Origin of the sequence: Carnobacterium sp. ISL-102 (assembly GCF_018612935.1) — a bacterium.
In the GTDB taxonomy this organism is placed as follows: Bacteria; Bacillota; Bacilli; order Lactobacillales; family Carnobacteriaceae; genus Carnobacterium_B; species Carnobacterium_B alterfunditum.
Genome location: NZ_JAGGRF010000003.1, coordinates 187,656 through 208,100, shown reverse-complemented (window position 1 = coordinate 208,100; position 20,445 = coordinate 187,656). Strand labels below are relative to the sequence as shown.

The window sequence follows — 20,445 nt, the reverse complement described above, 5'->3', positions numbered from 1 at the left end:
AGGAGTGAATAAAAAATGAATTTAGGTCTTGCTATTTTTTTAATTATTTTAGCTTTGGTTGGTGGAGCTGTCGGCGGATTCTTCATCGCTAGAAGATACATGATGGATTATTTCAAAAAAAATCCACCTGTTGACGAAAATATGTTGCGTATGTTAATGATGCAAATGGGACAAAAACCATCAGAGAAGAAAATTAAACAAATGATGTCGTCAATGAAAACACAAACGACAAAAACGAATAAAAAAAAATAAGCGTACATCAAAGCTTATGGTAAAAAATTGTGAGCAGGTGATTATCTGCTCGCAATTTTTTTGTTAAATAGGAGCAATCAAAGAAGTGGGGAAAAGATAAAAATCTACCAAAAATCAGCTTTTTTAAAACAGTAGATGAAAGCGCTTGTTAATGAAGACACAGCGATAAGGACTACAGATGTAGTGTTAGCTAGAAATTGTCCTTGATTGCTTTAATTCAATTGTTAGATCTCTTGTTTTAGGTTTTAAGCTGTGTCAGCAGTCTAAAGGAAAATAAGTGGCAATTTTAGTATAAATGATCGAGGCCAATGGAGTATCTTAGAGTTAAAGGTGAAAAAATAGTTGATCAGTAAAATCATGAGATTAAAGGATTTAGTAATAAAAAAGCAATCCGAAAATTGATATCCACTATGATAGGCGTGGATTATAAAATAAACGTTTCAATTAATAAAAAGAAAGCAAAAGTCATTAGCGACTTTTGCTTTCTTTTTATTTCATATTAGGGTAATCGTACTTAAATGAAGGATCTATTTCTAAATCTAATTGATCAAAGGCTTGTTGAATCTGTTTGTCGATCAAAGCTAAATTTTCTTTTGAAAGTTTAATTTTAGGATCTATATTGATTGGATCACCAAAACGAATCGTTACTTTTTTTCGTTTTAAAATTCCGCCTAACTTCGTAGGTCCTTGATAGACTGCTGGAACGATCGGAACACCGCTTAATTTAGCAATTGTGGCTGCTCCACCTTTTATTTCGTTAGAATGTCTTGTTCCAGTTGGGAAAATCATCAAACTTAAATGTCCGTTCTTCAGGATTTTAACAGGCGTTTTAATAGCACTGGGTCCTGGATTAGCACGATCTACCGGAAAGGCGTTTGCATGTCTAATGAACCAACTTAGGATAGGATTTTGGAACAGTTCTTTTTTTGCCATAAATGTAAATTGTTTAGGGCTAGCAGCTATAGCTAAATACACAGGGTCGATCCAAGTTCTATGCGGTGCTACTAAGATATAAGATGTATCAGTTGGCAGCTTGTTACGATTTTCGTAATGTGCATTGCCATTTAAAATAGCTAATAAAAAGCGTAAAGTACCACGTAAAATTTTATAAAACAAATTCATTCAACCTCTCATTAGTTCGTTTTTCTGGAGCATTTTTATAATAATAGTATGATTCATATCTGGTATTTTAGCAAGTTATTTCTGATCTATCAAATACAGAAAAGAAATAAGGAGAAAACTTGCCGGAATGAAACGACAGAATCGATTAGGTTTAAAAGAAAAATTTTCTTTTTTAGCTATAATGACGTACAATAGAGAGATAGAAAAAAACGTGCTTTTAAAAAAAAAAATTATAAAAAGCAAGAAAGTAGGGGAATGTTGAATGAAATGGAGTATACCAGAACGCGTTATTGAGCAAGGAAGAGAATATGTTGCAGAAAAACGCGTCCTTTCAGTCAACTCATTTTTAGATAAGAAAATATGGTCTGCCGAGGTTATGGGGAGTGATATTTTTCATGTTGAATTAGATGGTTCTACAAAAGAAGATGATTTTTGTGAATGTCTTTATTGGAAAAATCACGGATACTGTAAACATACAGTTGCTGTTGAGTTGGAGTTGAGAGATAGAAAAATTAGTCGGGTCATGACAGCTGAAAATGCTAAACAAGTTGCTGTTGATTCTCCAAATCCAGGCCAGGAACTAACGGAATCATTTACTCGTATATTTTTGAATGAAAACAGAAAAAAAACGACTGTTTCTAAACAAAAACAGTCGTTGAAATTAGAATACAGAGTTGAAATCAAACCAATGACTACAGCGCTCATAAGATCTTCATTTGACGTGTTTGCTCTTAGTCTTAAAGCCGGAATAGATAAGATGTATATCGTAAAAGATTTACCTTTATTTTTAGAAAGCTTTATCAAAAAAGAAACTATTGAGTTGAAATCGGGTCAAGAAATCAATTTTAAAGATATTTCTATTGAACAAGAAGACAGTGAGATTCTGGCAGATTTGTATAAGCAACATAGATCTATCCAATTGATTTCTGGAGAGCATAAAGATGCAAAATCTCTGTTAACAAATAACCGCTATTTGGTCCTAATGACTGCTTTAGCAGAAGAAACTATCCAAAAGCTGCAAGATAGTGGAAATTTACAATTTGCTGCAAAAACAATCACTTATAAGTCAATGATGTTTGTAGAAGAAAAAATGCCTTTTTCTTTTGATATCTCACAAAAAAGCGGCACTGTCACTTTATCTATAACCAGTTTAGCAGATAGTCATTTGAAAGAATACGATTGGTTTGTTTCTGACAATATCGTTTTTAAACCTTCTCTAGAACAGATGCGTGCATATCGTCCACTACAACAATTTTTGCAACGGTATGATGGTGATAACATCACCATAGAATCTGCTGACATGCCTGATTTCACTGCGTATGTTATGCCATTACTTGTGAAAATAGGGAACGTCTCTATTGATGATCAATTGAAAGAATCTTTTGTGCAAGAACCCTTACTAACATCTGTTTATTTTGAATACCATGATGAGGCAGTACATGCCACCGTTGAGTTCAATTATAAATATATGATCTTATCTACAGATCCTTCTAAAAATCAGCTGCCAGAAGAAGGCGTTCAAATTATTAGAGACAGTGAAAAAGAAATGAAAATCATTAATCAACTAACTGGATTTGATTACCACCGAACAGAAACTAATTATACTAAACGAATGGTTCGGGATGATGAATTTTATACATTATTTACGAAAGAAATTCCAACTTTAGAGTTAGATGCTACGGTTTATGTGGATGACTTGTTAGATAGTATGTTCTTAAACCAGATAGATCCAGAAACGATCATTGACGTGCAAAAAGAAGGGTCATTTTTAGATGTCCGTTTTGATATCAAAGGAATCACTCCTGAAGAAGTAGATGATGTATTAAAAAGTTTAATGGAAAAAAAAGCTTTTCATAAATTTGATAATGGGACTATTCTTTCATTAGAATCAGAAAGTTTTAAACAGGTTAATGATGTATTAAACGAATTGAGAGTTACTAAAAAATTTCAAAATGGTGGGATTCAATTACCGAGTTATCGAGGACTTGAGCTAAATGAAAAATTTTCAATGGATGAAAAAACAAAAGGTACGGTTTCAAAAAAATTCAAAAATTTGATTCATGATTTGAATTTTCCAGAAGAGTTTGAAGTCGATGTTCCTAAATCGTTGAATGCAGAGTTGAGACTTTATCAAAAAACTGGATTTCAATGGTTGAAAATGCTATCTAAATATGGATTTGGCGGCATTTTAGCAGATGATATGGGGCTTGGAAAAACGATTCAGGTGATTACTTATATGTTATCTGAAATTGAGGAAAAAGGGCAAAATGATCCTTTCCTTATCGTTGCTCCAGCTTCGTTGATTTATAATTGGCATTATGAAATTGAAAAGTTTGCACCATCTATTGAAAGTATCGTTATTTCAGGTACAGCAGAAGAAAGAATGCAATTAATTGAAAATGTTAAACCAAATCAGGTTTTGATCACATCTTATCCTAGTTTTAGACAAGATGTCATCCACTATAAGCGATTTGCTTTTAGTACATTGATTTTAGATGAATCGCAAATGGTTAAAAATCATAATACCAAAACTTCCCAGGCGTTAAGAGATCTAACTATTAAAAAGCGATTTGCTTTGAGCGGAACACCTATAGAAAATAAAATAGAAGAATTATGGGCTATTTTTCAATTGATCATGCCTGGATTTTTCCCTTCAGTCAAAAAATTTAAAACACTGCCAAATGAACAAATCGCTAAAATGATTCGTCCATTTGTATTGAGAAGAATCAAGAAAGATGTTTTAAAAGAATTGCCTGATAAAATTGAAACTAACTTGTACAGTCAAATGACTAAAGAACAAAAAACAGTCTATCTTGCTTACTTACAAAGGATTCAAGAAAGTGTAAATAGCATGAATGGAGCAGAATTTAAAAAGAATCGAATCGAAATTTTGGCTGGCTTAACTCGTTTAAGACAAATTTGTTGTGATCCTAAATTATTTATTGATGATTATGAAGGCGACTCTGGAAAACTTGAACAGTTAAAAGAAACGGTCCAGACTGCGAGAGAAAATGGCAGACGTATTTTGATCTTTTCTCAGTTTACTTCGATGCTTGCAATCATCGAGAAAGAATTAGCTGAACAAAAAGTTGAAACATTCTATTTGAGCGGTCAAACAAAACCAAAAGAACGCATTGAAATGGTCAATCGATTCAATGCAGGAGAAAAAGATGTCTTTCTTATCTCTCTTAAGGCTGGTGGCACAGGTTTAAATCTTACAGGTGCGGATATGGTCATTCTTTACGATCTATGGTGGAATCCGGCAGTTGAAGAACAAGCAGCAGGAAGAGCTCATAGGATCGGACAGAAAAAAGTTGTCCAAGTTTTACGGTTAATTGCTGAAGGAACAATTGAAGAGAAAATCGATCAATTACAGCAAGAGAAAAAAGCATTGTTTGATCAGATCATTACTGAAGATGGCTCTATTCAAAAAGAGGCAAGTCAATTATCAGAAGATGATATTCGTGAAATATTGAATATTGGAATATAATAAGAAATAAAAAACGAAGGTTAGGCTTGATATTTTTAAATATATGGTATACAATTATTCACAGTGCTAATAGCACTAAAAATTATTTCACACTTCAAAGGATGTAAAGGACGGTGCTTGATTAATCAAGTCTCCTTACAGTTGAATTTGAAGGAGGAAAATAAAAAACCAATGGAGGAAATATATCATGGCAGTAATTTCAATGAAACAATTGCTTGAAGCAGGAGTACATTTTGGTCACCAAACACGTCGTTGGAACCCAAAAATGAAACGTTATATCTTTACAGAAAGAAATGGTATCTATATCATCGACTTACAAAAAACAGTTAAGTTAGCTGATACAGCATACAACTACATGAAAGAAGTATCTGAAAATGGCGGAATCGCTTTATTCGTTGGTACTAAAAAACAAGCACAAGAAGCTATCAAAGATGAAGCAACTCGTGCTGGACAATACTTTGTAAACCACCGTTGGTTAGGTGGAACATTGACAAACTGGGATACTATCCAAAAACGTATCAAACGTTTGAAAGCAATCAATAAAATGGAAGAAGACGGAACTTTTGATGTCCTTCCTAAAAAAGAAGTAGGGATCTTGATCAAACAACGTGACCGTCTTGAAAAATTCTTAGGTGGTATCCAAGATATGCCAAGAATTCCAGATGTAATGTTCGTTGTTGACCCTCGCAAAGAACGTATCGCAATCCAAGAAGCACACAAATTAAACATTCCAGTAGTAGCAATGGTTGATACTAACTGTGATCCAGATGAAATCGATGTTATCATCCCATCAAACGATGACGCTATCCGCGCTGTTAAATTGATTACTTCAAAAATGGCTGATGCTATGATCGAAGGAAATCAAGGTGAAGATGAAGTTGTTGAAGAAACATTCACACCTGAAGCACCTGTAGCTTCTGAAACTGCTTCAATTGAAGAAATTGTTGAAGCTGTTGAAGGAAAAAACGCTGAATAATTAAATTAGCAACACTATACAAGGCTGTCTCGAGTAAGGAGAAGTGAAAAGCGACTTTTTGCGAAGCGGCGTCATTTCTTTCTTGACGGGTCAGTCTTTTTTTGTGAAATTTTATCTAAAAAAGAATAATGTAATTTATTAGGAGGAAATATAGAATGGCAAAAGTATCAGCTCAACTAGTTAAACAATTACGCGACATGACTGGCGTAGGAATGATGGACGCTAAAAAGGCATTAGTTGCTGTTGATGGAGACATCGACGCTGCAGTAGATCATTTAAGAGAAACAGGTGTAGCAAAAGCTGCTAAAAAAGCTGACCGTATTGCTGCTGAAGGTTTAGCTGGCGTATACGTAAACGGAAATGTTGGTTCTATTACAGAAATCAACTCAGAAACTGACTTTGTTTCTAAGAACGTACAATTCCAAAAATTAGTTAAAGATGTAACTGAAGCAGTTGCTGAAGGAAATCCAGAAACAGTTGAAGACGTTAAATCTCTTAAAGCAGGAGACGGTACGGTAGAAACTGAAATATTAGCAGCAGTAACTAAAATCGGTGAAAAAATCGAATTACGTCGTTTTTCACGTGTTGAAAAAACTGACGCAGACGCTTTTGGAGCTTACATCCACATGGGCGGACGCATTGCTGTATTAGTCGTTCTGGAAGGAACAACTGATGAAGATGCCGCTCGCGACGTTGCTATGCATATTGCAGCTAGCAATCCAAGATACGTTTCTAGTGATCAAGTTTCTCAAGAAGAAATCGACCATGAAACAAAAATCTTAACTGAACAAGCTTTAAATGAAGGTAAACCAGCTAATATCGTTGAAAAAATGATCAAAGGCCGTATGAACAAATATTTAGCAGAAATTAGTTTAGTAGATCAACCATTTGTTAAAGATCCAGATCAAACAGTTGGTCAATATATTGAATCAAAAGGCGCTGTAGTTAAATCGTTTGTACGTTTTGAAGTTGGCGAAGGAATTGAAAAACGAGAAGAAAACTTTGCTGAAGAAGTTATGAATCAAGTTAAAAAATAGAAGATTCATAGAAAAAGGAACGCAACAATTGCGTTCCTTTTTTTCTAGCGATTTTATTGGGCTGTAGGTCAAATGGTATGGATACTTCAAAATGAAATTTCTTCTGGGATGATTAGGTTTGTTTACCTAGAGTACTTTCTTTAAAGCTGCAATCAACCCTATTCTTCAAAAAAATTGGGTGAGTAATTAAATCAAAACTATCAGCACTAAAAATTATAGACCCTTTTTATTAGAATCGGTCAGTTTTAGAAGCTAATCAATTGGTGAGATAGATGTACAGTCCAGAAAGATTTTCACTTAGTAATTTCAATTAATAGAACCAGTACAAGGTCTATCTTTTAATGAAGTTTTCGTCAGAGTATGGTAAAATAATAAAAGTGAATGAGCCAATGGAGGGAAATTTAAATGATTGAACCAAAATATAAACGTATTGTTTTAAAACTAAGTGGTGAAGCCCTAGCAGGGGACACAGGATTTGGAATAAAACCACCAACAATAAAAGAAATTTGTCGCGAAATTAAAGAAGTAAAAGAATTAGGTGTAGAAATTGCTATTGTTGTCGGAGGCGGAAATATTTGGCGCGGTCAAATTGGTTCTGAAATGGGCATGGAACGAGCACAAGCAGACTACATGGGTATGCTAGCTACAGTGATCAATGCTTTGGCATTACAAGATTGTCTTGAAAACGAAGGAGTACCAACGCGAGTACAGACATCAATCGAAATGCGTCAAATCGCTGAACCGTATATCCGTAGAAAAGCAGTGCGTCATTTAGAAAAAGGAAGAGTTGTCATTTTTGCAGGTGGAACGGGAAATCCTTATTTTTCAACAGATACAACATCTGCTTTAAGAGCAGCAGAAATTGATGCTGATGTGATATTAATGGCTAAAAATAATGTTGATGGTATTTATTCAGCAGATCCAAAATTAGATAAAACAGCTACGAAATTTGAAGAATTAACGCATTTAGAAATTATCAATAAAGGTTTGCAAGTGATGGATACGACAGCAAGTTCATTGAGCATGGATAATAATATCCCATTGGTTGTGTTCAATTTAAATGAAACAGGAAATATAAAACGTGTTGCATTAGGTGAAACTATTGGAACAACTGTTAGGGGGAAATAACGATGACAAATGTAATTTTACAAACAGCAAAAGAAAAAATGGTTAAAACAGAAGCCGCTTTACAACGTGAATTGGGAATGATTCGTGCAGGCCGTGCCAACGCAGGTCTATTAGACAGAATCAACGTGGTCTATTATGGAGCGCCTACACCCTTAAAACAATTAGCTCAAATTTCAGTTCCAGAACCTCGTGTTCTAATGATCACACCGTTTGATAAAACATCGATCCCTGATATTGAAAAATCAATTATGCAAAGTGATATCGGAATTAATCCTGCAAATGATGGAAATGTCATTCGCTTAGTAATTCCACAGTTGACTGAAGAACGCCGTAAAGAAATGGCGAAAAAAGTTGGTAAGGAATCTGAAAATGCTAAAGTTTCAGTTCGTAACGTTCGTCGTGAAGCAATTGAAGAATTAAAAAAAGCTGAAAAAAATAACGAGATCACTCAAGATGATTTACGTACTCTTGAAGAAGATATACAAAAAATCACTAATGAGAGTGTTAAAAATCTTGATGTTATAGCTACTGAAAAAGAAAAAGAATTATTAGACGTATAATTAAAGGATAAGCAAGTAAAGGATTGGGGCCTATTGTTCCAATCCTTTTTTTGTATTTTTGACTGACTATGTAATAGGATAGTTTGAAAATAAACTGATTTTTTTATTTGGATCTTCACAACATAGAAGAGCGCTAAGGAGAAAAAGGACAGTGAAAAAGGGTTACTGCCCTTAGATGAGGAGACAATAACCCTTTTCTTATAAAAATCCTTGATTAAGCTTCTTCTTTATTTTCACCCATCAATAAACTAGTTAATTTGGTTACTACAGCAGAAATAATTAAACCGACGATAAACTTTTTGATCATTCTTTTCATTTTTAGTGTCCCCCTTAAGTAGCTAATAGAATATGTTTCATTATAGCATTTTTCGTTTTTCGAGCCTAATAAAAGGCTTCTTTTGATTATAAGTGCTAAACAAAGGAATAAAAAGAAATAGTATAAATAAAGTATGGAAATCAAAATTTGTATATTTCTTAAATATTTACTAAAAAAGTTGTTTCTTAGTAAATTTGATAGGTTTTTACACCCTTTTTTGCTACAATGAATAATGTTGAATTACGAAGTGGAGGGAAATACTTGAAAGGCTTATTTAATAAAAGAAATCAAAAAATAAAAGAAATGACGACTGTTTCTTTTAACATTGATGAAACGATTCCACAACATATCGCGATTATTATGGATGGAAATGGACGCTGGGCTAAAAATAAATTTATGCCTCGAATTGCTGGTCATAAAGAAGGCATGAATACTGTTAAAAAAGTAACCAAAAGAGCAAGTCAGATTGGTGTTAAAGTATTATCGCTTTACGCATTTTCGACTGAAAATTGGAAACGACCAGATGATGAAGTGAATTTTTTAATGCAATTACCCGTTGATTTTTTCGATACTTTTGTACCTGAATTGATGGAGCAGAATATTAAAGTACAAGTCATAGGATTTATAGACCAACTTCCAAAACATACGCAGGAATCAGTCGAACAAGCAATATCTGTTACCGAAAAGAATACCGGTATGGTATTAAATTTTGCGCTCAATTATGGGGGACGCAGTGAATTGCTTGAAGCTTCGAAAGCTCTTGCAAAAAAAGTTAAAGCAGGAGAAATCGATGTAGAAGACATTACAGAATCTTTATTTGAAGAATCTTTGATGACTCGTGACTTAAAAGAATATCAAAATGTTGATTTCATGATTCGCACAAGTGGTGAAGAACGGATCAGTAATTTTATGTTATGGCAAAATGCTTATAGTGAGTTTTACTTCTCTCAAGTTCTTTGGCCAGACTTTAATGAGCAAGCTTTAGAACAAGCAATAGGGGTTTATCAAAAAAGACATCGACGTTTTGGAGGATTATAATCAAGATAGGGGGAAATAAAAGTGAAACAACGTATTATTACAGCAATTATCGGTCTTATTCTTTTTGTTCCAGTAGTTTATATGGGTTCTTGGATTTTAGAGCTTGTGGTTGCTGTACTGGGAATAATCGCATTATTTGAACTATTTAGAATGAAGGGTAATAAGATTTTTACAGTTGAAGGCATTATTTCGATCATAGCTTTATTGGGGTTATTGTTACCGCAATATGCAGCAATGATTTTACCAGAATATATGGACACTCAAATGATTTTGTATCTTTTTGTATTATTATTATTAGTCTGTACCGTATTCTCAAAAAACAACTTTACATTTGATGATGTCGCGGTTTCAGTTCTAGGGATAATGTACATAGGATTTGGGTTTAGATTCTTGTTATTAACAAGATATTCAGGGTTAGACTTATTATTATTTGTTTTATTTGTTGTCTGGGCAACAGATATTGGAGCTTACTTGATTGGCAGAAAATTAGGTAAACATAAGCTTGCTCCATCAATCAGTCCAAATAAAACTATTGAAGGAGCTTTAGGTGGCGTAGTCATGGCACTGATCGTAGCATTTGTTTATTTGACGTACTACCCGCAAAATTACAACATAGGATGGATGTTAACTTTAACTTTCATCCTCTCAATAGCCGGTCAGTTAGGTGACTTAGTTGAATCTGCATTTAAGCGGTATTACGGTGTAAAAGATTCTGGTAATTTGTTGCCAGGACATGGCGGTATTCTAGACCGGTTTGACAGTTTGTTATTTGTATTGCCGGTCATCTATTATTCAGGTCTGATTTAAGCTGCATATCGAATGAAAAAGTAGTTATCCTTTATTGCGATGGCTGCTTTTCTCATATAGCCAATAAATCGATAAGTCGATTGGTCATTACACTTAAATTATGATAGAATTAAACTTGTTTTATATACAAGATCGATCATAAAAAATTAAAAGAGATTTTTAGAATCAGTTCTTTAAAAGCAAACAAAGGAGAGAGTATATGATCACTACTATTATTACCTTTATTATAGTGTTTAGTATCTTAGTAATTTTCCATGAATTTGGACATTATTATTTTGCAAAAAAAGCAGGCATCTTAGTTAGAGAATTTGCGATTGGATTTGGTCCGAAAATATTTTCTTATCGAAAAGGGGAAACGACATTTACTATTCGTATCTTACCTATAGGCGGATACGTTCGCATGGCTGGATATGAAGAAGAAGCAGACATTAAACCGGGTACACCTATTGGTTTGCTGTTAAATGATATGAATGAAGTGACTTTAATTAATAATTATAAAAAAAAGCAATTATTAAATGCAGTCCCAATGGAAGTCAGTTCAATTGATTTAGAAAATAAATTATATGTTGAAGGCTATATAGCTGGAGATGAAACCAATCTAGTTCGCTATCCAGTATTAAGAAATGCAATGATTATTGAAGAGGATGGAACAGAAGTCCAAATTGCACCGCTTGATGTTCAATTTCAATCGGCTAGTCTGCCTAAAAGAATGATGACAAACTTTGCTGGACCAATGAACAACATTATTCTAGCGATAGTTGCCTTCATTGTACTTGCCTTCTTACAAGGTGGGGTAGTCAGCCAAGAGAATACTTTGGGTACGATCATGCCTGATAGTGTTGCAGAAGAAGCTGGTTTAAAAGCAGGCGATCGAGTGGTTCAAATTGATGATGAAAAAGTTACCAGCTGGTTTGAAATGGTAGAAATCGTTCGAGTCAATCCAGAGACTGAATTGACTTTTCACATTGAATCAACTGAGGGTACTGAAAAATTAGTGCCGATAACCCCCGTTGCTAATGAAGCAGCTGATGGAACAGAAGTCGGTCAAATCGGTGTCGAAGCTGCATTGAAAACGTCATTATGGGATAAAATCAGTTTTGGGTTTTCTCAAACTTGGTTTTTGATGATCCAATTATTTACAATACTCGGTTCGATGTTTACAAAAGGCTTTTCAATTGATATGTTTGGCGGTCCAGTTGCTATCTATGCAGCAACAGAATCAGTTGTTCAAGTGGGTCTAATAGCAGTAGTCAATTGGTTAGCAGTATTAAGTGTTAATTTAGGAATCGTAAACATGTTGCCTATTCCAGGTCTTGATGGTGGAAAACTGCTGTTAAATATCGTAGAAGGCATACGGAGAAAGCCGTTAAGCGAAGAAAAAGAAGGCATCATCACTTTGATCGGTATCGGTTTACTATTATTGTTGATGGTATTAGTTACATGGAATGATATCCAAACATATTTTTTTAATTAAGCATAAAAACTATTAGATAAAGATGAATTTAACGTATCAAAAAGGAGATAGCAAATAATGAAACAATCAAAAGTATTTATCCCAACTCTAAGAGATGTACCTAATGAGGCAGAGGTTTTAAGCCATAAAATGTTATTAAGAGCTGGATATATCAGACAAATTTCAAGTGGTGTATACAGCTACTTGCCATTAGCAACTCGCGTGATAGAAAAAATAAAAACTATTATGCGTGAAGAATTTGAAAAAATCGATGCGATTGAGATGCTGATGCCTTCTCTTTTACCTCGTGAATTATGGGAAGAGTCAGGACGTTACGAAACATATGGCGAAGACTTGATGAAATTACAAGATCGTCATGGTCGCGACTATCTCTTAGGACCTACTCATGAAGAGGCCTTCACAACTTTGATACGTGATGAAATCACATCATACAAACGTTTGCCGCTCTCTTTGTATCAAATCCAAACAAAGTTTCGTGATGAAAAACGTCCTCGTTCTGGATTGCTAAGAGGCAGAGAATTTATTATGAAAGATGCGTATTCTTTTCATGATAGTTTCGAAAGTCTAGATGAAACCTACCAAGAATTTGAAAAAGCTTATACGAGAATATTTGAACGTTGTGGTCTGGATTTCAGAAATATTATTGGAGATGCAGGCGCAATGGGCGGAAGCAATTCTAAAGAATTTATGGCACTATCAGACATTGGAGAAGACACTATCGTCTACTCAGATTCAAGTGACTATTCAGCTAACTTAGAAATGGCTACCAGTCTCCATATGCGTAAAAAATCACTCGAAAATGAAAAAGGATTGGAAAAAGTTGAAACACCTAATAGTAAAACAATTTCTGAAGTTTCAGCATTCCTAGAAGTTGAGCCCGAAAAAGTGTTGAAGAGCTTATTGTTTATTGCAGATGAAAAACCTGTTTTAGTTATTGTTCGAGGCGATCATGAAGTAAATGAGGTCAAGTTAAAAAATCATCTTGATACAGCCTTTTTAGAATTTGCAACGGAAGAAGAAACGGTAAACTATTTAGGCGTAAATACTGGTTCGATAGGACCGGTTGGGATCAGTGAAGAGTTCAGGGTCATTGCAGATGTTTTTGTCCAAGATATGGTGAATGCTGTTGCTGGAGCTAACGAAAATGGACAACACTACTTAAATGTAAACCTAAAACGTGATTCACATGTTGAAGCATATGTTGATTTACGATTTGTTCAAGAGGGCGAACTATCTCCTGATGGACAAGGGGTATTGAAATTTGCAAAAGGGATCGAAATTGGTCATATTTTCAAATTAGGAACACGTTATTCTGAAGCGATGAATGCTACAGTTTTAAATAATAACGGACGTTCTATTCCAGTAGTTATGGGATGTTATGGAATTGGTGTCAGCCGTTTACTGTCAGCTATCACAGAGCAGCAGTCTAATGAGGAAGGTCTTAATTGGCCAAGACATCTCTCACCATATGAACTTCATTTGATCCCTATCAATATGAAAGCAGAAGATCAAGTTAGTTTATCAAATGAATTATATGATTCTTTACAAAATGCTGGATTTTCTGTTTTACTTGACGACCGTAATGAACGAGCAGGTGTGAAATTCAAAGATTCAGATTTAATTGGATTGCCTATCCGTATAACAGTAGGTAAAAAAGCTCAAGAAAATATCGTTGAATTAAAGCTTAAAAAAACCGGAGAAGCTTTAGAGGTACGTACAGACGAATTAATCGATACGTTAAATATCCTGCTAAGTTCTATCTAATAGCATAAAAATATTACTGTGAAAGGAGTTCAAACAAGTACGTTTATACACTTGTCTGCACTCCTTTTGCAATGGTTTATTCTATTGATGATGGTGTTTCTTTAATTGTACCTTAGCAAGTGAAAGGAGTTTCTCATGAGTTTAAACCAAGAAGAATTATTTCAAAAATTATTGGAACAAGTAGGGTTACAGCATGAAGAACGCTATAAATCTTATTTTTCTCAAGCAAAAATCTTAAAAGTCACCGTTCATAAATTGTCAAAATCTTGGAATTTCCATTTGCAATTTCAAGATATTTTACCTTTTGAAATATATCAAAATCTTTCAGAAAAAATGCAATTGGCTTTTCATTCAATTGCAAGTGTCCAAGTAACTATTGATACGTTACAGCCAGTGCTGACGATTGAAAAATTGGAACATTACTGGTCAGCTGCAGTAAAGTTAAGCGAAGTTTCTTCACCAATCTGCGACAGACCGTTCAGAGAGCAGTTTCCGCTTTTAAACGGAAAAAAAATTCAATTCCATGTTGAAAATGAAGTTGTAAAAAGTCATTTGATGAATCAATATCTTCCCCCTGTTGAAGAAGCTTATGCTTCTTTAGGATTTCCAAAATTTAAAATCGAACCGGTTATTGATGAAGAAGCGCATTTGAAAAAGATAGCAGAGTTCCAAGCGAAAAAAGAAGAATCTGAAACACTTTTGGCGATTCGTGCGAATGAAAATATCCAAAAAGCCGAACAAGAAAAAAAACAAAATAAAAATCAAGTTCAAGCTCATAAAGGTCAAGTCGTTTTAGGGCGAAAAATCACAGCAAAAGAAGAAATCAAATTGATGGATCAAATTATCGAAGAAGAACGCCGCGTAACCATAGAAGGCTATGTATTTGATGTCGAAGTGCGTGTATTAAGATCTGAAAGACAGTTGCTGATCCTGAAAATGACTGACTATACGTCTTCTTTTTCAGTGAAGAAATTCTCGAATACTCCTGAAGACGAATCCGCATTTGCAGCAATCAAGAAGGGGATGTGGATCCGAGCAAGAGGAAGCGTCCAAGAAGATAACTTTATGCGGGATTTAGTGTTGAATGCTCAAGATATTACTGAATGGGAGCATGAAACGCGTAAAGATACAGCCCCAGAAGACAACAAACGCGTAGAGTTGCATTTGCACAGCAACATGAGCCAAATGGATGCAATCGATACTGTTACAGATTTGGTTGATCAAGCAGCTAAATGGGGACATAAGGCTGTTGCGATAACCGATCATTTTGGTGCTCAATCTTTTCCAGATGCTTTTCATGCAGGTCAAAAAAACGGGGTGAAAATTCTTTATGGAATAGAAGCTAATATTGTTGATGACGGCGTGCCTATTGCATATAATGCTGAGCATATTGAATTGACTGACGCTACATACGTTATTTTTGACGTAGAAACGACCGGTCTTTCAGCTGTATACAACACCATTATTGAGTTATCTGCAGTTAAAATGCATAAAGGGAATGTCATTGAATCATTCGAGCAATTTATTGATCCTGGACATCCATTATCACAAACTACGATTAATTTAACCGGTATTACCGATGAAATGGTCCATGGTTCAAAATCTGAAGAAGAAGTTTTGAACTTGTTTAAGGCCTTTGCTGGAGACTTAATTTTAGTTGCTCATAATGCTAGTTTTGATATGGGATTTCTAAATACGAGTAATGCTAAATACGGTATACCAGATGCTGTAAATCCGGTAATCGATACGCTAGAGTTGTCACGTTTTTTACATCCGCAATTTAAAGGTCATCGTTTGAACACATTAGCAAAAAAATATGGTATTAATTTAGAACAACACCATCGCGCCATTTATGATGCTGAAACGACTGGACAATTATGCTGGCTTTTTCTAAAAGAGGCTAGAGAAGAGCATGACATGTTTTATCATGATCAATTAAATGATCATATTGGAGAAGGCGATACCTATAAACGGGCTCGGCCATTTCATGCAACTATTATTGCAACCTCTCAAGCAGGATTGAAAAATCTTTTTAAATTGATTTCTTCATCTATGGTCGACTACTTCTTTCGAACGGCACGGTTGCCGCGTTCTGAATTGAACAAACTACGAGAAGGCTTAATTATCGGGACAGCTTGTAGTCAAGGAGAAGTTTTTGAGGCCATGATGCAAAAAGGATACGATGAAGCAAAAAATAAAGCAAAATTTTATGATTACATTGAAGTTATGCCAAAAGAAGTTTATGCTCCTTTGATTGAAAAAGAATTGGTGAAAGATGAATCAGATTTGGAAGAAATTATTCGTAATCTCGTTAAAATTGGTGAGGAACTAAATATTCCAGTAGTTGCAACGGGAAATGTACATTATTTGAATCCTGAAGACCGTATTTATCGTAAAATATTGATCAATTCTCAAGGTGGAGCTAATCCTCTGAATCGTTCTGAACTGCCTGAAGTTCACTTTAGAACAACAACGGAGATGTTAGAGACTTTCTCATTTTTAGGAGAAGAAACAGCACAGCAAATCGTTGTCAAAAATACACATAAAATTGCAGATATGGTGGATGAGTCTATCACACCAATAAAAACGGATCTTTACACTCCAAAAATTGAGGGCTCAGAAGATGAAATACGTCAATTGAGTTATGATGAAGCGCATCGATTATATGGCAATCCATTACCGGAAATCATTGAAAAAAGAATTGAAAAAGAACTGAATAGTATCATCGGAAATGGCTTCTCGGTTATTTACTTGATTTCGCAAAAATTGGTTCATAAAAGTATGTCAGATGGCTATTTGGTGGGTTCTCGGGGTTCTGTAGGTTCTAGTTTTGTTGCAACAATGACCGGTATTACAGAAGTAAATCCAATGCCGCCGCACTATAGTTGTCCTAAGTGTCAGTATTCCGAGTTTTTTACAGACGGTTCAGTAGGTTCGGGATATGATCTTCCAGATAAAAATTGCCCAGCATGTGAAGCTCGTCTGCACAAAGATGGACATGATATCCCATTTGAAACATTCTTAGGATTTTATGGAGATAAAGTACCAGATATTGATTTAAATTTTTCAGGCGATTATCAATCGAAAGCACATAATTACACGAAGGAACTGTTTGGTGAAGAATATGTGTTTCGTGCTGGAACAATTGGTACTGTGGCTGACAGAACGGCATTCGGTTATGTAAAAGGATATGAACGAGATAACAATTTAACCTTACGCGCTGCAGAAATCGATCGCTTAGCAAAAGGATTTACAGGAGTTAAAAGAACTACTGGCCAGCATCCCGGAGGTATTATCGTTATCCCAGATTATATGGATGTATATGACTTTACACCTATTCAATTTCCAGCTGATGCACAAGATTCAGAATGGAAAACAACGCATTTTGATTTCCATTCTATTCACGATAATGTCTTGAAATTAGATATACTTGGTCATGATGATCCAACGGTTATCCGAATGTTGCAAGATTTATCTGGGATCGATCCTAAAACTATTCCTACTGATGATCCGGAAGTAATGAAAATTTTTGGTGGGACTGAAGTTCTTGGAGTAACTCCGGAACAAATCCAATCGAAAACAGGTACGCTAGGTATTCCAGAATTTGGTACACGTTTTGTTAGAGGAATGTTGGAAGAAACGTTGCCGACAACGTTTGCTGAATTGCTGCAAATATCTGGATTATCACATGGAACGGATGTATGGTTAGGAAATGCGGAAGAGTTGATCCGAATGAATGATATCCCTTTGTCAGAAGTTATCGGTTGTCGTGATGATATCATGGTTTATCTGATTCATAATGGGTTAGAAGATGGTTTAGCTTTCAAAATCATGGAATCCGTTCGTAAAGGAAAAGGAATTCCTGATGATTGGCAAAAAGCTATGCGGGATGAAAATATTCCCGAGTGGTATATCGAATCTTGTTTGAAAATCAAGTATATGTTCCCTAAAGCTCATGCTGCAGCTTATGTTTTAATGGCTTTACGTGTAGCTTATTACAAAGTCCATTTTCCAATTCTTTATTATGCTGCCTATTTCTCTGTACGTGCAGATGATTTTGATTTAGTGGCTATGGCAAAAGGGAAAGATAGCATAAAAGAAAAAATGAAAGAAATTGCCGACAAAGGATTAGATGCTTCAACTAAAGAAAAGAATCTCTTAACTGTTTTAGAATTGTGTAATGAGATGATCGAGCGAGGTTTTCAATTTGAAATGGTGGATTTAGCAAAATCAGATGCATCTGATTTTGTTATTGAAGGCAATTCGCTGATTGCACCGTTAAGGGCCGTACCAAGTTTAGGAGCCAACGTTGCTAAACAAATTATTGAAGCAAGAAAAGATAAACCGTTCCTTTCAAAAGAAGATTTAGCTAAAAGAGGCAAAGTTTCTAAAACAGTTATTGAGTATTTAAATGAGAACGGAGTATTAAAGGGATTGCCTGATGAAAATCAATTGTCATTATTTGATCTCTTCTAATGATCCACGCTCGATCCATCTGGATCAGAATATTTTTCTAGTTGAAAATCAACTAGAAAGACTTACTTGATAGTGTTTTGTTGCTTATTACTTGATTTTATGGTATCATTTATTTGGATTTAGATATTCTGTTGAGAGTGAGCGGTAACGCTCACTCTTTTTCGGCAGTAAGTTAGAAAACTAACTATAAGGAGGCGAAAAAGTTGAGTAATGTTGTAGAAGCACTAACTGAAATCGTGCAACCTATTGTTGAAAGAAATCAGTTTGAATTAGCAGATATAGAGTTCATAAAAGAAGGCAAAAATTGGTTCTTAAGGGTTTATATTGATAAGCCAGAAGGAATTGATTTAGAGGATTGCGCACTAGTTAGTGAACAAATAAGCGAACATATGGATAAAATCAACCCAGATCCTATCCCACAAGCATACTTCTTGGAGGTTTCATCTCCTGGAGCTGAAAGACCATTAAAAAAAGAAGAAGATTATATAAATGCAGTTGGAGAATACATCCATATTTCTTTATATGAACCTGTAGATGGTGAAAAAACATATGAAGGTACATTAAAAGAAATTAATGATGAAACGTTAATATTGACTATTCGCATTAAAACAAGAGTAAAAGATATTGAGTTCAACCGAAAAATAATTGCGAAAGCTAGAAGAGCCATTCAATTTTAATTAAATGATTGTTAGAGATAGGAGAGAAGTGAAAAATGAGCAAAGAAATGTTAAATGCTCTTGATGCTTTAGAACAAGAAAAAGGAATTTCTAAAGAATTCGTTGTTGAAGCGTTAGAGATTGCTTTAATTTCAGCTTACAAAAAAAATTATGGCCAAGCACAAAATGTTGAGGTCGAATTTGATTTAAAAAAAGGAAATATTCATGTTTATTCTGTGAAAGAAGTTGCAGATGTCGTTTATGACTCTCGTCTTGAAGTAGGCATTGAAGAAGCTTTAGAGTTAAATAAAGCTTATGAATTAGGTGATAAAATTCGTTTTGAAGTGACACCAAAAGATTTTGGAAGAATTGCTGCTCAAACCGCTAAACAAGTTATCATGCAACGCGTAAGAGAAGCAGAAAGAAATATTATCTACAATGAATTTATTACTTATGAAAATGATATCATGCAAGGTATTGTTGAGCGACAAGATCATCGCTATATCTATGTTAATTTAGGGAAGATCGAAGCTGTTTTATCTAAGCAAGAACAAATCCCTAATGAAGTATATAAACCTCATGATCGGATAAAAGTTTACGTGACAAAAGTTGAGAATACGTCAAAAGGACCGCAAATATTTGTTAGCCGCAGTCATCCCGATTTATTGAAACGACTATTTGAACAAGAAGTTCCTGAAATCTATGATGGAGTTGTTGAAATCGTTTCTATTGCTAGAGAAGCTGGAGACCGTGCTAAAGTAGCTGTTCGTTCTAGAGATGAACACATTGATCCAGTTGGAACATGTGTTGGGCCTAAAGGACAACGTGTGCAAGCTATCGTGAATGAGCTGAAAGGTGAAAACATGGATATAGTAGAATGGAATTCTGATCCTGCAACTTATATCGGAAATGCTTTGAATCCTGCTCAAGTTGTCAATGTCACCTTTAACGAAGCTGCTGGCAGCTGTTTGGTAGTTGTTCCAGATTACCAATTATCTCTTGCTATCGGTAAGCGAGGCCAAAATGCTCGACTAGCGGCTAAGCTGACCGGGTACAAGATCGATATCAAATCTGAAACAGACATGAATGCTATAAATATGGCTAAAGAAGAAGCTGGATTAGAAAAAGATGTTGAGTATGCTAAAGTCATTGAAGCTATTGAAAGTCAAGAGCAAGAAATGGATGAAGAAAAAATCATTGAATCTGTTGAAGACTTAGACACTCAATTTGACGAAATCCTGATTGATGCTGATGTTGAAGAAGGCAATTTAGATCCTGAAGCAACTGAAGAATTGATTGAATTAGCTGAAGAACGAGATAACAAGGAAGACTAACAAGAGGTGAAGATA

Annotated in this window: 14 protein-coding genes; 13 read left to right on the top strand and 1 reads right to left on the bottom strand. The window is 34.8% G+C overall.

Going from position 1 to position 20,445, the window contains the following annotated elements:
* Positions 1-15 precede the first annotated feature (15 nt).
* The gene (locus tag J7E16_RS02580) at positions 16-252 is read left to right on the top strand and encodes a YneF family protein (RefSeq protein WP_034548590.1); all 237 of its coding nucleotides are present in this window, start codon (positions 16-18) and stop codon (positions 250-252) included.
* A 489-nt stretch (positions 253-741) separates the two neighbouring features.
* On the opposite strand, the gene J7E16_RS02575 is transcribed toward J7E16_RS02580, so the two are convergent.
* Positions 742-1,368, bottom strand: a complete 627-nt coding sequence (locus J7E16_RS02575) for a lysophospholipid acyltransferase family protein (protein ID WP_034549169.1) — start codon at positions 1,366-1,368, stop codon at positions 742-744.
* Between the two features lie 268 nt (positions 1,369-1,636).
* Between J7E16_RS02575 and J7E16_RS02570 the strand changes: the two genes are divergently transcribed.
* From J7E16_RS02570 to nusA, 12 genes are all read left to right on the top strand, one after another.
* A complete protein-coding gene (locus J7E16_RS02570; RefSeq protein WP_214888343.1) occupies positions 1,637-4,864 on the top strand; it encodes a DEAD/DEAH box helicase in 3,228 nt (1,075 codons plus the stop codon).
* Positions 4,865-5,051: 187 nt separating this feature from the next.
* Entirely contained in the window at positions 5,052-5,840 is a 789-nt protein-coding gene (rpsB, locus tag J7E16_RS02565) for a 30S ribosomal protein S2 (RefSeq protein ID WP_034548592.1), read from the top strand.
* Positions 5,841-5,995: 155 nt separating this feature from the next.
* The gene (tsf, locus tag J7E16_RS02560) at positions 5,996-6,877 is read left to right on the top strand and encodes a translation elongation factor Ts (RefSeq protein ID WP_034548593.1); all 882 of its coding nucleotides are present in this window, start codon (positions 5,996-5,998) and stop codon (positions 6,875-6,877) included.
* Positions 6,878-7,282: 405 nt separating this feature from the next.
* Complete coding sequence (gene pyrH / locus J7E16_RS02555; RefSeq protein ID WP_034548595.1) at positions 7,283-8,005, top strand: UMP kinase; 723 nt, start codon at positions 7,283-7,285, stop codon at positions 8,003-8,005.
* Positions 8,006-8,007: 2 nt separating this feature from the next.
* Positions 8,008-8,565 (top strand): ribosome recycling factor, encoded by a 558-nt coding sequence (frr, locus tag J7E16_RS02550; protein WP_214888340.1) that lies wholly within the window; start codon positions 8,008-8,010, stop codon positions 8,563-8,565.
* A gap of 577 nt (positions 8,566-9,142) precedes the next feature.
* A complete protein-coding gene (gene uppS / locus J7E16_RS02545; protein WP_214888337.1) occupies positions 9,143-9,919 on the top strand; it encodes an undecaprenyl pyrophosphate synthase in 777 nt (258 codons plus the stop codon).
* 21 nt (positions 9,920-9,940) lie between these two features.
* A complete protein-coding gene (locus J7E16_RS02540; RefSeq protein WP_214888334.1) occupies positions 9,941-10,726 on the top strand; it encodes a phosphatidate cytidylyltransferase in 786 nt (261 codons plus the stop codon).
* 202 nt (positions 10,727-10,928) lie between these two features.
* Entirely contained in the window at positions 10,929-12,200 is a 1,272-nt protein-coding gene (gene rseP / locus J7E16_RS02535; RefSeq protein WP_353049853.1) for an RIP metalloprotease RseP, read from the top strand.
* A 57-nt stretch (positions 12,201-12,257) separates the two neighbouring features.
* Positions 12,258-13,964 (top strand): proline--tRNA ligase, encoded by a 1,707-nt coding sequence (locus J7E16_RS02530; RefSeq protein ID WP_214888328.1) that lies wholly within the window; start codon positions 12,258-12,260, stop codon positions 13,962-13,964.
* A gap of 135 nt (positions 13,965-14,099) precedes the next feature.
* Positions 14,100-18,440, top strand: a complete 4,341-nt coding sequence (locus J7E16_RS02525) for a PolC-type DNA polymerase III (RefSeq protein ID WP_214888325.1) — start codon at positions 14,100-14,102, stop codon at positions 18,438-18,440.
* Between the two features lie 203 nt (positions 18,441-18,643).
* Complete coding sequence (gene rimP / locus J7E16_RS02520; protein WP_214888322.1) at positions 18,644-19,117, top strand: ribosome maturation factor RimP; 474 nt, start codon at positions 18,644-18,646, stop codon at positions 19,115-19,117.
* A gap of 35 nt (positions 19,118-19,152) precedes the next feature.
* Positions 19,153-20,430: a transcription termination factor NusA gene (gene nusA / locus J7E16_RS02515; protein WP_214888319.1), complete on the top strand. Its 1,278-nt coding sequence runs from the start codon at positions 19,153-19,155 to the stop codon at positions 20,428-20,430.
* Positions 20,431-20,445 lie beyond the last annotated feature (15 nt).

Coding starts and splice junctions, on each gene's coding strand:
- tsf (WP_034548593.1), top strand. CDS start 5,996: ATGGCAAAAGTATCAGCTCAACTAGTTAAACAATTACGCGACATGACT.
- J7E16_RS02570 (WP_214888343.1), top strand. CDS start 1,637: ATGAAATGGAGTATACCAGAACGCGTTATTGAGCAAGGAAGAGAATAT.
- frr (WP_214888340.1), top strand. CDS start 8,008: ATGACAAATGTAATTTTACAAACAGCAAAAGAAAAAATGGTTAAAACA.
- nusA (WP_214888319.1), top strand. CDS start 19,153: ATGAGCAAAGAAATGTTAAATGCTCTTGATGCTTTAGAACAAGAAAAA.
- J7E16_RS02530 (WP_214888328.1), top strand. CDS start 12,258: ATGAAACAATCAAAAGTATTTATCCCAACTCTAAGAGATGTACCTAAT.
- rpsB (WP_034548592.1), top strand. CDS start 5,052: ATGGCAGTAATTTCAATGAAACAATTGCTTGAAGCAGGAGTACATTTT.
- J7E16_RS02580 (WP_034548590.1), top strand. CDS start 16: ATGAATTTAGGTCTTGCTATTTTTTTAATTATTTTAGCTTTGGTTGGT.
- J7E16_RS02525 (WP_214888325.1), top strand. CDS start 14,100: ATGAGTTTAAACCAAGAAGAATTATTTCAAAAATTATTGGAACAAGTA.
- pyrH (WP_034548595.1), top strand. CDS start 7,283: ATGATTGAACCAAAATATAAACGTATTGTTTTAAAACTAAGTGGTGAA.